Raw genomic sequence first — 13,784 nt, forward strand, 5'->3', positions numbered from 1 at the left:
TTTACCGGCCGCGCTTGGTGGGAAAGAGTGAACCGGTGACCCGCATTGCGATCGACGGCGGACAGTCCGCCCTCAGACTCCGAGCCCTCCCTTCGCGCCGTACCGGCAGGGGGCCTGGGTACACCCACGGCCCGGACGCTCCCCGACGCATGCTGGCGGCCATCAGCGACGCCGCGGCCGAGGCAGGTGTCAGTGGGCCGGTCGAGGTGGTTGCTCTCGGCCTGACCGGTTACCCGCCCGCACCGGGCGCGGCGGAGGCGTTCGCCGCGGAGGTCGGCGCCTTGCTCGACGCCGACGAGGTGCGACTGGCCCAGGACATGGTGACCGCGCACGCCGGCGCCCTGCCCGACGGGTACGGCGTGGTGGTTGCCGCAGGCACCGGATTGGTCTGCCTCGCGGTGGACCGGGACGGCACCTGGCGCAAGCTCGACGGGCATGGGTACCTGTTCGGCGACGCGGGGAGCGCGTTCGCGATCGGCCGCGCCGGCCTGGTCGCGGTCCAGCGTGCCCGTGACGGCCGCGGCCCGGTGACCAAGCTCGCGGACACCGCGCTCGATCCGGTCACGCTCTACCGGTCCTCGACGCTGGTCGACGACGTCGCCCGCTTCGCTCCCGAGGTGCTGCGGTGTGCCGCCGAGGGTGATCCGGTCGCGCACGATCTCGTCGTACGCGCGGCCGGTGACATCGCCGAGACGGTCAGTGCGGCCGTGGCGCAGCTGGCCGGCGAAGGCCCGGTTCCGGTGGCGTGTGTCGGCGGACTGTTCGACGGCGCCGGCGAGCAGTTGCTGACTCCGGTCCGTACGGCGTTGTCGCCCAGAGCGCAGCTCACCCCGGCCGTCGGCAACTCGCTCGACGGCGCGGAGCGGTTGGCGACCGGGCCGGTAGGAACGTACGCCGACCTGATCGTGACGCACCGTCGATGACAGCTCTCGCGCCCGGCACCATGGTGGTGTCCTGCCAGGCAGGTCCCGGGAACCCGCTCGACTCCCCGGCCGCGATGGCGCTGATGGCCCGGGCCGCCGAGGCCGGTGGAGCCGGTGCGATCCGGGCCAACGGGCCGGCCGACATCGCCGCGATCCGGGTCGTGACCAGCCTGCCGATCATCGGTCTGCACAAGCTCGGCGACCCGGCCGGTGTGTTCATCACGCCGACCTACGAGGCCGCGGCCGGCGTCGTCGCGGCCGGCGCCGACCTCGTCGCGCTCGACGGCACACTCCGGCCGCGGCCCGACGGACAGCCGCTCGACCGGCAGATCCGCCGGATCCATGACGAACTCGGCGTACCTGTGCTGGCGGACGTGGACAGCCTCGACGCCGGCCTGGCTGCCCGGGACGCAGGTGCCGACCTGGTCGCGACCACCCTGTCGGGCTACACCGCGGGTCCTACGCCGACCGGACCTGATGTCGAACTGGTCCGCCGGCTCGCAGCGAGGTTGGACTGCCCGGTCGTCGCCGAGGGCCGGATCCGCACCACCGAGGACGTCCGTGCCGTCTGCGACGCGGGCGCGTACGCCGTCGTCGTCGGCCACGCGATCACCGACCCCACGGACATCACCGCCCGCCTGGTCAGCGCGATTCCCGCGCGGCGGTAGTCCGCTCCGTGTCTGGGCAGGTGGAACGAATACCTGGTTGTCTTGGTACACAACACCGACTCGCCTGCCCCTGCCAGATCAAAGCCGGTATGAACGCTGGAGCCCCGACGTGACCGAACTCCTCTTGGCCGCGACATCCCTGGACGTCACCCCGCCACCGGGTCACCGGCTGGACGGCTATGCCGCCCGTACCGACCTCGCGACCGGGGCCGCGGACCCACTCCGGGCCACCATCATCTGGCTGAGTACGGCGGACGAGCCCGGTGTGCTGTGGCTGACGCTGGACGCGATTGCCGTCGGCAAGGACCTGACTACAGAGCTGGCTGTTGCGGCCGGCGCAGCGGCGGGCATCCCGGCGTCGCACGTGGTGGTGTCCGCCTCGCACACGCATTCCGGTCCGTCCGGTTGGACCGGTGAGATCCATCCGGTCATCCCGGCCGAGCGGGAGCGGGACCTGGTCGACGCGCTGACGACCAAGGTCCGGGCGACGTGTCTCGCGCGCCGGTCGGTGACGGCGTCGTGGCGGTCGGTCGAGGTGATCGGTGTCGGGACCAATCGGCACCGTCGCAGCGGTCCGCACGACAACACCGCCGGCATCCTCGCGCTGCACTCGCCGGAGGGCTCACTCGAGGCGGTTCTGCTGGACTTCGCCTGCCATCCGACCACCTATGGTCCGGAAAACCTGCGGTATTCCGCCGACTGGCCGGGCGCTGCCCGCGCCGCGCTCGCTCCCGCTGTGGTCGGGTTCCTGCAGGGTGCCGCCGGTGATGTGAGTCCCCGCTTCACTCGGCAGGGTCGCGGAGCCGCCGAGGTCGCCCGGCTCGGCGGTCTGCTCGCCTCACGGGTCCGCGAAGCGCTGGCCGGGCCTGGCCTGGCGCTCCCAGAGTCGGCACCGGCAATTCGCCGTACGACGCTGGACCTCAAGGTGCGCGAGATCCCGTCGGCCGCCGAGGCCGCCCGACTCGTCGTCGCGGCCGAGGGCCGGGCCAATGGCCAGGACGACCCCTCCGGCCGGATCGCCCAGACCCGCCTCGACGGCGCCCGCGGCCAAGCGCTGATGGCAGCCGTCCCGTTACCGGACTCCCTCGAGCTGCCCATCAGCGTCGTGACGATGGGCGACGTCTGCTGGGTCAACCTCCCCGTCGAACTCTTCGCCGTCCACGGCGCCTGCCTGCAAGCCGACAGCACCCACCCCGTCACCCGCGTCGTCGGCTACACCGACGGCTACTACGGCTACGTCGTAGACCACTCCGCCGCCGAATCCGGCGCCTACGAAGCCCTCATCACCTACTTCGACCAACCCACCACCACCCAACTGCTCTCCCGCACCACCGCCTTCATGAACACCTAGAGCGCAAGTTCCGGCTGGAGGCTCTTGGCTGGCCAGACGCGTTGTTTGCGGGCCGCCAGGGTCGACGCGGCGAGGGCTACTGCGAACCAAGCCAGCAGGGCCAGGAGGTCGCGGCCGAGGGAGGTGCCGGGGCCGCCGTACATGAGGTGGCGGACGCCGTCGATGGCGTAGCTCATGGGGAGGGCGTGGTGGAAGAAGTAGAGCGGCGCGGGGATGGTCTGCCACGGGAACGTGCCGCCGGCGCTGACCAGCTGGACCACCATCAGGACCAAACCGAGGAACTTGCCGACCGCGCCGAACCACGCGGACAGCGCATGCAGGATCGCCACGAACGTGAACGAGGTGAGGATCAGGAACCCGACGGTCAGCCACGGATGCGCCGCGTGGATGCCGAGGCCGAGGGTGACCGCGGTGAAGACGAGCGTGGCCTGGATCGCGCCGAAGAGGGCCGGGGGCAACCAACCGCCCAGCGCGACCCGGAACGGCGACTGCAGTGCCGCCAACGCCCGCGGTGACAGCGGCCGGACCAGCAGGAAGAGCACGTACGCCCCGATCCAGCAGGCCAGGCTGAGGAAGAACGGAGCCAGACCGGCGCCGTAGCTGTCGGCCGTCGCCTGTGAGACGTTCTGCAGGGTCACCGGCGCGCCGAGCGTCTCGGCCACCGCCTTGCGCTGGTCAGCGGACGGGTTCGGGATCTGCTTGAGGCCGTCGGCCAGTCCGGTGTTCAGCTGAGTCGCACCGGTCTTCAGCTTGGTGACTCCGGTGGCAAGGCTGTTCACGCCGGTCAGCAGCTGCCCTTGTCCGACCACCGCCTGCTTCTCACCGGTCGCGAGTTGCTGTGCTCCGGTCTGCAGGCTGGCGAGGCCGGTCTTGAGTTGCCCCGCGCCGGAGTCCAGTTGCTGTGCGCCGTTGGCCGCCGTACTGATGCCACTCGTCAGCGCCGGGGTCGCCTTGGCCAGCGCGGCCGCGCCGTTCGAGACCTTGCGGGCTCCGGTGGCCAACTGGTTGAGCTGCTTGGACGTCGACTGGACTTTGGTGTTCGCGCGTACGACGGGCCCACGCAGCTTGGCGGTCTCGGTCAGGACCTCGTTGATCTGGTGCTGGCTGAAGCCGCGGGCCCTGAGCCGGGCAGCCAATCCGGAATCGAGCGTGCTGAGGTCCTTCACCAGCGTGCTCGACGCGGTCGCGGCCTGGCGTCCGGCGGTTGCGATCTTTTCGTTGCCGTCGGCCACTTGATCGGCACCGGCGGCGAGGGTCTTGGTCTGCTTCGGCAGCGTCGCCGTCTTCCGCTTGAGTGTGTCCAGACCGCTGTCCAGCTTGCTCGCACCTGCCGCAAGCGACGTCGCGCCCTGCGATGCCTGAGTGGTGCCGGCCGCCAGCTTGGTCGCGCCGGCCGACAGCTGCTTCTGTGCAGTATTGAGCTGGGTCGCGCCGGTCTGGAGCTTGGTCACGCCCGTCGCCGCCGACGTCAGTCCGGTCTGGAGCTGAGCAGCACCGGCAGCCGCCTGCCCGATCTGCGTGTGGATCGTGTTGTACCCGGCCAGCAACTGGCTCGCCGCCGTCTCGCTCACCTGCGACGCGACGGTCTTGGTCACCTGCGCGACCACCTGGTTCGCGATGGTGTGGGCGATGTAGTTGGTGGCGTCGTTGGTCAGCAGCTCGAGCTGCGCCTGCCGCGGCGTGAACTCGGCGCTCGACGCGAGGTCAGCGGAGAACGACTTCGGCAGCACGAGCGCGAACTCGTACTTCCCGTCCGACACTCCCGCGGCCGCCTCGGCCCGGTCGACGCGATGCCAGTCGAAGCTCCGCGACTTCACGAGTTCGTCCGCGACCTGCGGTCCGACGTTCAGCTTCTCCCCGGTCGCGAGCGTCGTCCCCGCGTCCTCCACCACGACCGCGGTAGGGATCTTGTCGAGGCGCCCGTACGGGTCGTGGTTGGCGTAGAGGTACAGACCGCCGTACAGCACTGGCACGAGCAGCAGGGCGACCACGGCCAACTTGGGCAACCGCCCCGCGGTCAGCCTGCGCAACTCGCTCAAGGCCATCCTGATCGCAGTCACGCGTTCGTCTCCTCTTCCAGCGGTACGACGTCTTCCGGCGTCGGGTCCTCGATCGGTGCGATGGGTGCGACCGGTGCGATGGGTGCGACCTGCACCGGGTCCGGCTGGTCGGTCGAGCCGAGCCGGGCGGCCTCCACGTCCAGCAGCCGTGCCGACGCATCGGCGCATGTGATGATCACGCCGTACCCGCGGGACGCCAGGTCGCGACCGAGCGCGTACCACTCGTGCGGATCTCCACCGTGCCGATCCGGCATCGTCAGAATGACGAGCTTCACGTCCGGCCGCGCGACGGTCAGTTCCGCGAGCAGGCTGGTCCGTACGCCGACCGGCAGGTGCTCGAACCGCTTGTCCGCATGCTCCGCCGCGTCATGCTCGTTCAGCCACTCCAGGACAGCCTTCCGGCCGGCCTTGCGACCCGCGATCGCCAGCTCCTCGCCCACGACGGTCTGAACGGGCAGGGCGTCGTCCGGCTCGGTAATACCGGGTGCATCGATCACAGCGACCCGCCGACGCAGGAGCGCCGCGTCCGCCTTCCCGTCGAGCCGGACCGAGCCGGTGTCGGGCTTGAGACGACCTGACAGCCCTAGGCCGGCCGCGACATGGCCCGGACCGGGGTAGCCCGCCAGCACCGCCAGCTGATGATCGGCGACGCGCACCGACGTCGCGGCCAGCATTGGCGCGTGTGGACCGCGCACGCTGATCCCGGTGGCCTCGAGCTGCATCCCAGTTCCCCGTTCAATACGGTTGTGTATTCAATACAGAACTGTATCCTACTCGTATGGAACCGCCCAAACGCCGTCGCTCCGCCACCCGGGCCCGTCTGCTCGACGGCGCCCTCGAAGTCTTCGCCGAGCGCGGATTCCACGGAGCCTCGGTGGAGGACATCTGCGACCGGGCCGGGTTCACCCGCGGCGCCTTCTACTCGAACTTCGCGTCCAAGGACGAGTTGGTCCTCGCGTTGTTCCAGGCCACCACCGACCGCCTGCTCGAGCAGATCGCCGCGCTGTTGCCCGACCTCGCGAATCAGCCGGGCACGTTGCTGGACGCCGTCCTCGGTCTGCTCGACGAGGCGTCGCCGGACCAGCGGCAGTGGCATCTGATCTCGACCGAGTTCACTCTGCACGCGCTGCGGCATCCAGAGGCGGCGCGGGCGTTGAACCGCCAGCGGGCGATGTTCCGGGACAGCCTGACGAAACTGGTCGAGGAGATTTCCGCGGCCAGTGGGCTGACGTTCAGCGTGCCGCCGGAGCAGTTCGTCCGGATGGTCATCGCGTTGCATGAGGGCGCACGCTCACAGAGCCTGCTGGAGCCTCGGAAGGTGCCGGCGGGTTCGCTCGAGCACACGTTCCTGCCCATGGTGCTGGCTGCGGTCAGTCGACCTTCACGCTGACGGTGTGCAGGCCGGTCGAGCCGTTCGGAGCGGGCGGAGCCGACGCCTCGACCTGAGGGTTGCCCTTGTCGTCGAACGCCCGTACCTGCAGCAGATGCGTGCCATGCGGCGCGTTCCAGGTCCAGTGCCACTGCCGCCAGGTGTCGATCGACGCGTCCGTCGCCAGCGTCGCTTGTTGCCAAGGGCCCCCATCAACGCGCACCTCGACCTTGGACACCCCGACGTGCTGGTCCCACGCGACCCCGGCCACGGTCACCGGACCTGCGGTCACCTTCTTGCCGAACGGTACGTCGATCCGCGACGACAGCTTGATCGGGCCGAGCTCCGACCACCCACGCGGCGTCCAGTACGCCTCGAACTGGTCGAACCGGGTCACCTCGATGTCCACCAGCCACTTCGTCGCCGACACGTAGCCGTACAGACCGGGTACGACGATCCGCACCGGGAAACCATGCTCGACCGGCAGCGGCTGACCGTTCATCGCGAACGCGAGCATCGCCTGCCGATCGTCGAGCAGCGTGCTGAGCGGCGTACCGGCGGTGAATCCGTCCTTCGATGTCGACTGGATCGCATCAGCGTCCTTGGACGGTCCGGCTTCCTGCAAAAGATCCTTGAGGAGTACGCCGGACCAGAGCGCGTTGCCGATCAGGTCACCGCCGACCTCGTTGCTCACGCAGGTCAGCGTCACCCACTTGTGCAGCACCTGGCGCTTCAGCAGGTCGTCGAAGGTCAGCTGGATCTCGTTGTCGACCATGCCGTGGATGCGCAGCTTCCAGTCCGTCGGCAGGATCTGCGGCACCGAGAGGGCGGTGTCGATGCGATAGAAGTCGGCGTTCGACGTGGCCCACGGGGTGGCGCCGTCGGCTTGCACACCGGCCGGCGGAGCGAGGGTCGGCGGCTGGGGCAGCTTCAGGCTCTTCCGCGCGTCCGCGACGGCCGCACGATTTCCGCTGACCACTCGGCCCAGCAGACCGACTGCCGCCGACCCGAGTGCGACCCCGGCCGACAACTGCAGGAACCCCCGGCGGGTGACGCCGTCATCGGGGAAGTCGATCAGTGGCTCGAGCCGCTTGCTGAACAGCCGCAGGATGAGCAACGCCGTGATCCCGGCGACCGCCGATGGCAGGAACCCGGTCTGCCCCGAGTCCGCCCGAGTCATCGCCGCGATCACGGCCACGCCGGTCAGTACGACGATGATGAGTGCGCCGGCCCAATAGCGCCGTACGGCGAGAACGCCGCCGATCGCGGCCAGTGCCAGAACGACGATCAGGATGCCGACCCGTAGTGCGTTCTTGTCGTTGGTGCCGAACCACGAAATGGCGAGATCCTTCAGCCACGGCGGTGTCCGGTCGATGAACGCCGACCCGATCGCGACCACGGGTGTCTGCGAGGTGCCGAGCAGACCCGCCGCCACGCTCCCCGCCGCCAGCCCGGCCAACGCCGAGAGCACGCCGGCGACAGCGCCCCGCCACCGCGTCGCATGCCGCCACCGGCTCAGCTCCTGCCCGGTCGGCGGGCCACCGTCTCCGGGTCCGCCGGTACGTCGGCTGGGGGTGTCCGTGCGCACCTGACCGGTTGGTTGCTTCACCTCTCAACCATTACGCGCCGGGGCGCTCGACACCAGCCGAGCGCCCCAACCGTTAGTAGCGGGTAATGCTTCGTATCCGATTTTCAGGTTTGTCGCTGTGGTTCAGATCCGGTCGGGTGAGATCGGCCCCAGGCCCGGGCGGCCGTTCGGCCAGCGGCGGGCGTTGTCCCGGACCCGGCGGAGCTTGCCGAGGACGAGGTCCCGCTCGTCGGCCAGCTGGGACATCCAAAGGCTGTCGATCTCGAGGAGGTGGTCCGGCAGTGCTTCGCGCAGTCGCCGCTTCCCCTCCTCGGTCAGCACCGCGAACGAGCCGCGGGCGTCGTCGGGACACGGCTCCCGGCGCACCAGGCCGAGATTCTCGGCGCGGTCCACCAGCCGGGTGATGCCGCCGGTGGTGACGGTCAACTCCCGGGCGAGGGACGTGAGACGCTGCTTCTCCCCGTGGCTGCGGGCCAGCCGCAGCAACAGTTCGAACATTGCCATTTGCAGTCCACTGCGCTTCAGGGAGTGGCGCATCAGATGATCCAGCTCGGCCGCTGCTTCACGCAGCAGGCCATAGGCCGAGATCACATCGCTTTCCCAAGGTTCCGAGGCGCGAGTGGGTTCTGCATCGGCTAGCGCTAGGGGCGAGCAAAGCGAAGGCGCGATGGTCATGCGCGGACTCTATTAGCTGACTAGGTCACTTCGCTACGCGGGGTGACCTTTCGGCTACAGACCGACCCTCAACCGCAAACCACCTGAGCGTAACTCGGCGCCACCGGGGTGTGCGGAAAGGCTTGCGGGCTGCTCGATCAACAGCGGCAAAATCCGGTCTAGTGCGGTGCGGTTCGGCACCTACCACGCACCGTTCGGACCCGCGGGTTCGGGGATCCGTCCCGGTGTGGCGGACGCGGAAGTCCCGGAGTTCGCCGTACTCGAACCGGACGAACCCGATGACCGCGCGCCGGACGACCGTGCGCCGGATCCGCTGCGGGACATCGGACCGACCGACGAGGTCGGCGTGACCGACCCACCTCCTGTTTCACCAGCCGAGTGCGCGGCCGCACCCGCCACCCCACCGGCCAACTTCTTGCCCCCGTTGACAGCCGCACCGGCGACGGCCAGACCCGCACCTGCTGGGCCGGCCGCGATTGCCCCGGACGCACCTCCACCACCCGATGAGCCGCCCGATCCACCGAGCCGTCCCATGGCCGACCGACCGATGTTGATGGCACCGGTGGCCATGCCACCGGGGTCGGCGGCCGCCGTGCCCATACCTGCGCTACCGCCGGCCACCGCCGCCGTCACGGGGACCATGAAGCGCAGCAGGGCCGGTAAGGCGAAGATCGCGAGGAACAGCATCATCAGACCGGTGGCGGTCCGCACGAAGGTGTTGCCGGAGCCCCCGACACCGATCTGGTTCATCTTCATCGCGGCGGCGTAGATGAGTGCCGCGGCCGGCTTGTACGCGACGAAGGCCAGCGCCCAGCCGCAGTACTTCTTGAACCAGGCCTTGCCGATCTCGGTGTTGGTCGCGGCGGCCGCGAGCGGAAAAGTGCCCGCGAGCAGGATCAACAGCGCCGACCGGATCACCATCAGAACGACCTGGACCAGGCCGCCGATGATGACGAACATCCCGATCAGCATCGTCATCAGGCTAGCGGTCTGGTCGCCGGTGATCGGACCCAGACTGCCTCGCAGCACGAGTCCGCCCAGCGCGGGGCCGAGAGCCGAATCCTCGGGGAGCACCGATTTGATGATCATCTGCGCGAACCAGTCCGAGTACTCGGAGAGCAGTTGCAGGGTCGCCGCGCCGGCCGCGCTGACGGCCACGAACACAAGCGTTGCCTTTAGCAACTGTTGGAGTGGTTGCGCGCGCTGCTCCCAGGCGGTCCGGATGCCGGCGACCAGCACCGCCAGGATAAAGATGATCGCCGCGATCTCGAGGACGTTGCCCTGCAGGAAGGCCACCATTTCGCTGTTCCGGGGAGACTTGCCGTCGGCGCCGACGACCAGCGTCGGGGTCGGCTGCTCGATCCAGAAAGTCGCCACGCCGTTCATGGCCTCCATCGCAGCCTCGCCGATGGCCTTCGTCAGCGCCTTGAGCCCGTTCTCGGCGACCGCCTGGAATCCCTCGCCGATGTGACAGGTGACATTAGTCGGGCCACACATCAGACACCACTCCAAGCCACGAAGTCGTCGAGATCACGGTGTTGGGAGAACGGCGCGCCGACGGGGTTGCCGGGCGATGGCGATCGGACCCGCCAGTCGCCGGCGTACCAGATCAGCGTGAGGGTGAGGCTCATGTACTCCGATTCGACCGGGACCGCGAGCATGATGGTGACCCGATCGTGATCGGCGTCCAGGACCCGGAAGCCGGCCAACTGGGTGGCAGCCTCGTCGGTCGGCGTCTCTTTCCGTAGCTCTTGAAGCAGTGCGTCGGTGTTGGAGCCGGGGACCATGAGCTTCTGAACGGTCGGGATCGCTTGCCGTTGGTCCGCGAGTGCGGCGACGACGTTGTAGGCGGCGTAGACCGCACCGGTCGGTGAATGGGCGAAGCACCGCCGGAAGCCGTCGGCGTCGGTCCTGGCCGGCCCGTGGGCGGTCGATCGTGGGACGACGACCCGATGGCTGACCTCCCAGCTGTCGGCAACCGGCGGCTTGGTGGGGACCGCTTGATCCCCAGCCGCTGGGCCACAGCCGTTCCGACCGTCGGCAGCGGCCTGATCTGAACCATTGCCCGACGGGGTCGCAGGCCGAGCACCGGCGGTCTGACCATCGGTCCGTGAGCTCACGGGTGCCCCCGGATCGCCGGCGGCCGAGGAGTGCGTCGTACCCGTTGATGCGTCGGAGTGGTTCGGCCCGCTGACGAGGAGGAGGATGCCGCAGACCAGCACGGCTCCGACGACGATGCATGCGGCGGCAAACCCTGCCCCGAAGGGTGACTTCTGTTCGTTCTCACTCATCCCGCTCCCCGATCTGTCGGCTGGAAACCTCACGAACACAAGGCTGGCAAAATCGGCCGATCGCCGCGGAAGTTATCCACAGGCCCTCCGACGGCTGGAATTCGTTGTCCGAGAGGCCCGGCGGGATGGAAGGATGCGGCTCATGGGTCTCGAGCGGATTGCGCTGATTTCGGATGTGCACGGGAATCTGACCGCGCTGGAGGCGGTGCTCGCGGATATCGAGGGGCGGGGGATCGAGCGGATCTTCAATCTCGGCGACTATGTCGGGAAGGGGCCGCGCGGGCAGGCGGTGGTGGATCGCTGTCGCGAGGTCTGCGAGGTGAACATCCTCGGCAACTGGGACGACTTCCTGCCCGATCCCGAGCGCGAGCACGACAGCGAAGGCCTGCGGTGGTGGAAGAAGGAATTGCGCGAGGACCAGTGGGCCTGGCTGCGCGGGCTTCCGTTCTGCCATGACTTCCTGCTGAGCGGCCGCCAGCTCCGGCTCTTCCACGCGTCGTCGACGAGTGTTCACCGGCGGGTCCGGTTCGATCACGACGAGGCGGAGTACGTCGGGATGTTCGAGAACACGCCGGCCACCGGAGACGGCCCGATCCCGACTGTGGTCGGGTATGCCGACACCCACGATCCGTTCTACGAGGTCGACCTCGGCCGGACCTTGTTCAACATCGGCTCGGTCGGCAACAGCCTGGAGGATCCGACCCCGGTCTACGCGATCCTCGAGGGCGTCCCGGACTCACCGGATCCGGCGCCGTTCTCGATCCAGTTCGTCCGCATCCCGTACGACGCCCACGCCGAACTCGAGATCGCCCGCGACCTCGGCATGCCCGAACTCGACGGCTACGAAGCCGAGATCATCCGCGGCCTCTACCGCGGCAACTTCTACGCCGACGAGCCGCACACGTACCATCGCCGTACGGCGTGACGCCCGCTTTCCCCAGGTTTGTCCACAGGTGTGGACTAGTGGCCGTCAGCAACAATCCGCCGGGTGTTCACGGAGCGGTCACTTGACCAGCAGCGCTTCGGAGCCTACGGGTTTGTAGCCCGCGGCCAGGAACGTCCGGAACGAGGCCGCGTTGCCTGGCGTGACCTGCGCCCAGATGTGTGCGTCCGGCGGGACGAGCGCACGAGCGGCTGAGGCGAGTCGGCGTCCGTGGCCTTTGCCGCGGGACTCCTCGGGTACTTCGATCGCACACTCGAGGCGGCCGGCCAGACCTCGCCCGGTGAGCACGAGTCCGCCGTACTCGTCGCCGTACACCCGGACGTCGTCGCGGTAGCGCCACGCGCGCTCGACGCGAGGGTGGTCGTGATTGGTGAGTTCGGTCACACCTGTGGTCGCCGCGACGCGATCGGCCGGATCCTTGAGCGCGGGCGCGAGCAGCATCGCGTCGATCGCGTTCACCCGGCGGCCGGTGAACTCCTCGAGAGCCGAGAGGAACGGCGGATTGGTCGGTGCGGAGAGGTCACCGGCCGGGACGCGTTCGGCGACCCACGCGGGGTCGACGTCCGCGGCGATCACGATGTGCCCGGTCAGCGCGACCACGCAGGTCTCGCGCGGCGACGGCGCCGGTACGACGGTGACGCCGAGATCCGGGGCGGGGAAGACGCCACGTTCGATGCCGCGCAGAATGTCAGCCAGAGTTGTCATCACGAGCCATTGTCGCGGAGATCCCGTGTCAGGCTCAGACGCACGGAGGCGGCACGATGCGGAAACCGCAACTGGTGAAGGCCGACGGCCTGCCCGACCGGGTGACGATCTACGAGGTCGGTCCACGGGACGGACTGCAGAACGAGTCGGCCATCGTCGACGTCGCGGTGAAGGCCGAGTTCATCCGGCGGCTGATCGAGGCCGGCCTGACGACGATCGAGACGACGAGCTTCGTGCACCCGAAGTGGGTCCCGCAGCTCGCGGACGCCGCCGAACTGCTCGACCAGCTCGACCTCCCGGAGGATGTGCGAGCCCCTGTCCTGGTGCCGAACGAACGCGGCCTGGACCGAGCGCTGGCCGCCGGTGTCCGCGAGATCGCGATGTTCGCCAGCGCGACCGAGACCTTCGCGGCGAAGAATCTGAACTCCACACTCGACGACCAGTTCGCGATGTTCACCCCGACGATCCAGCGTGCGCTGGCCGAAGGACTGACGGTCCGCGGCTACGTGTCGATGTGTTACGGCGACCCGTGGGAGGGCGACGTACCGATCGATCAGGTGGTGAAGGTCGGCGCGCGGCTGGTCGACCTCGGCTGCCACGAGCTGTCCCTCGGCGACACGATCGGCGTCGCGACGCCCGGCCAGGTGACCGCGCTGATCACGGCCTTCGGCTCCGCCGGGGTCGGGGTCGACAAGCTGGCTGTGCACTTCCACGACACCTACGGCCAGGCCCTCGCCAACACCCTCACCGCATTCGGCGCAGGCGTCACCACGGTCGACAGCTCCGCCGGCGGCCTCGGCGGCTGTCCGTACGCCGAGAGCGCAACCGGCAACCTCGCCACCGAAGACCTCCTCTGGCAGCTCGACGGGCTCGGCATCGACACCGGCGTCGACCTGGAGAAGCTCGTCACCACCAGCGTCTGGATGGCCGAGCAGCTAGGCAAGCCGTCCCCGAGCCGAGTGGTGCAAGCTCTCGCCGGCTGAATCGCAGCGCCCCGTCCGCCGGCGAACGGGATCACATCCGGGGACCTGGGAGAGGTTGTCGGGGGCTGGGGCCTGTCCCAGCCCCCCAGTTCCTGGTCCACCTAACGACTTTTGGCCCACGGCTGGAGTGGGTGGTGCCCCGGCTCGGGCGACCCCGGCCGCCGAGTCATGGCTTCCGCTCGCACTTGCTCGCCGACCGGAAACTGTCGGTGCGGGGCGTCACGATGG

General features: G+C 69.1%; 13 protein-coding genes. 6 read left to right on the forward strand and 7 right to left on the reverse strand.

Features of this window, described 5'->3' with window-relative positions; genetic code table 11:
* Positions 1–35: 35 nt before the first annotated feature.
* The 3 genes from OG558_RS11915 (at position 36) to OG558_RS11925 (ending at position 2,942) form a co-directional block, all read left to right on the forward strand.
* Entirely contained in the window at positions 36–923 is an 888-nt protein-coding gene (locus OG558_RS11915) for an N-acetylglucosamine kinase (RefSeq protein WP_405070269.1), read from the forward strand.
* Positions 920–1,591, forward strand: coding sequence for an N-acetylmannosamine-6-phosphate 2-epimerase (locus OG558_RS11920; RefSeq protein ID WP_405070270.1), 672 nt, complete (start codon positions 920–922; stop codon positions 1,589–1,591). The genes OG558_RS11915 and OG558_RS11920 overlap by 4 nt, the downstream gene beginning before the upstream one ends.
* A 109-nt stretch (positions 1,592–1,700) precedes the next feature.
* Positions 1,701–2,942, forward strand: a complete 1,242-nt coding sequence (locus tag OG558_RS11925) for a hypothetical protein (RefSeq protein WP_405070271.1) — start codon at positions 1,701–1,703, stop codon at positions 2,940–2,942.
* Here the strand turns inward: OG558_RS11925 and OG558_RS11930 are convergent.
* Together OG558_RS11930 and OG558_RS11935 are read right to left on the reverse strand one after the other, a co-directional pair.
* Entirely contained in the window at positions 2,939–5,002 is a 2,064-nt protein-coding gene (locus OG558_RS11930) for a YhgE/Pip family protein (protein ID WP_405070272.1), read from the reverse strand. The genes OG558_RS11925 and OG558_RS11930 overlap by 4 nt on opposite strands.
* Complete coding sequence (locus OG558_RS11935; protein ID WP_405070273.1) at positions 4,999–5,724, reverse strand: hypothetical protein; 726 nt, start codon at positions 5,722–5,724, stop codon at positions 4,999–5,001. The genes OG558_RS11930 and OG558_RS11935 overlap by 4 nt, the downstream gene beginning before the upstream one ends.
* A gap of 56 nt (positions 5,725–5,780) precedes the next feature.
* Here OG558_RS11935 and OG558_RS11940 point away from each other — a divergent pair, with 56 nt between their 5' ends.
* Positions 5,781–6,392 (forward strand): TetR/AcrR family transcriptional regulator, encoded by a 612-nt coding sequence (locus OG558_RS11940; RefSeq protein ID WP_329483273.1) that lies wholly within the window; start codon positions 5,781–5,783, stop codon positions 6,390–6,392.
* Here OG558_RS11940 and OG558_RS11945 read toward each other — a convergent pair.
* From OG558_RS11945 to OG558_RS11960, 4 genes are all read right to left on the reverse strand, one after another.
* Positions 6,373–7,980 carry a molybdopterin-dependent oxidoreductase gene (locus OG558_RS11945; RefSeq protein WP_405070274.1) on the reverse strand — a complete coding sequence of 536 codons (1,608 nt, stop codon included), beginning with the start codon at positions 7,978–7,980 and terminating at the stop codon, positions 6,373–6,375. The genes OG558_RS11940 and OG558_RS11945 overlap by 20 nt on opposite strands.
* A 102-nt stretch (positions 7,981–8,082) precedes the next feature.
* Positions 8,083–8,550, reverse strand: coding sequence for a MarR family transcriptional regulator (locus tag OG558_RS11950; RefSeq protein ID WP_329483275.1), 468 nt, complete (start codon positions 8,548–8,550; stop codon positions 8,083–8,085).
* A 264-nt stretch (positions 8,551–8,814) separates the two neighbouring features.
* Complete coding sequence (locus OG558_RS11955; RefSeq protein ID WP_405070275.1) at positions 8,815–10,131, reverse strand: hypothetical protein; 1,317 nt, start codon at positions 10,129–10,131, stop codon at positions 8,815–8,817.
* Positions 10,131–10,925 carry a hypothetical protein gene (locus OG558_RS11960; protein ID WP_405070276.1) on the reverse strand — a complete coding sequence of 265 codons (795 nt, stop codon included), beginning with the start codon at positions 10,923–10,925 and terminating at the stop codon, positions 10,131–10,133. Before OG558_RS11960 ends, OG558_RS11955 begins: the two co-directional genes overlap by 1 nt.
* A 142-nt stretch (positions 10,926–11,067) precedes the next feature.
* On the opposite strand from OG558_RS11960, the gene OG558_RS11965 reads away from it, so the two are divergent.
* Positions 11,068–11,850, forward strand: coding sequence for a metallophosphoesterase family protein (locus tag OG558_RS11965; protein ID WP_405070277.1), 783 nt, complete (start codon positions 11,068–11,070; stop codon positions 11,848–11,850).
* A 78-nt stretch (positions 11,851–11,928) separates the two neighbouring features.
* On the opposite strand, the gene OG558_RS11970 is transcribed toward OG558_RS11965, so the two are convergent.
* On the reverse strand, positions 11,929–12,573 hold the full coding sequence (locus OG558_RS11970) for a GNAT family N-acetyltransferase (protein ID WP_405070278.1): 645 nt from the start codon (positions 12,571–12,573) through the stop codon (positions 11,929–11,931).
* A 56-nt stretch (positions 12,574–12,629) separates the two neighbouring features.
* Between OG558_RS11970 and OG558_RS11975 the strand changes: the two genes are divergently transcribed.
* Positions 12,630–13,556 (forward strand): hydroxymethylglutaryl-CoA lyase, encoded by a 927-nt coding sequence (locus OG558_RS11975; protein WP_405070279.1) that lies wholly within the window; start codon positions 12,630–12,632, stop codon positions 13,554–13,556.
* Positions 13,557–13,784: the final 228 nt, after the last annotated feature.

Source organism: Kribbella sp. NBC_01510 (assembly GCF_045040325.1).
In the GTDB taxonomy this organism is placed as follows: Bacteria; Actinomycetota; Actinomycetes; order Propionibacteriales; family Kribbellaceae; genus Kribbella.

What these genes read in the sequence shown, in the direction of transcription:
- OG558_RS11965 (WP_405070277.1), top strand. Translation starts at nt 11,068, where the DNA reads ATGGGTCTCGAGCGGATTGCGCTGATTTCGGATGTGCACGGGAATCTG.
- OG558_RS11920 (WP_405070270.1), top strand. Translation starts at nt 920, where the DNA reads ATGACAGCTCTCGCGCCCGGCACCATGGTGGTGTCCTGCCAGGCAGGT.
- OG558_RS11955 (WP_405070275.1), bottom strand. Translation starts at nt 10,131, where the DNA reads ATGTGTGGCCCGACTAATGTCACCTGTCACATCGGCGAGGGATTCCAG.
- OG558_RS11940 (WP_329483273.1), top strand. Translation starts at nt 5,781, where the DNA reads ATGGAACCGCCCAAACGCCGTCGCTCCGCCACCCGGGCCCGTCTGCTC.
- OG558_RS11970 (WP_405070278.1), bottom strand. Translation starts at nt 12,573, where the DNA reads ATGACAACTCTGGCTGACATTCTGCGCGGCATCGAACGTGGCGTCTTC.
- OG558_RS11935 (WP_405070273.1), bottom strand. Translation starts at nt 5,724, where the DNA reads ATGCAGCTCGAGGCCACCGGGATCAGCGTGCGCGGTCCACACGCGCCA.
- OG558_RS11960 (WP_405070276.1), bottom strand. Translation starts at nt 10,925, where the DNA reads ATGAGTGAGAACGAACAGAAGTCACCCTTCGGGGCAGGGTTTGCCGCC.
- OG558_RS11975 (WP_405070279.1), top strand. Translation starts at nt 12,630, where the DNA reads ATGCGGAAACCGCAACTGGTGAAGGCCGACGGCCTGCCCGACCGGGTG.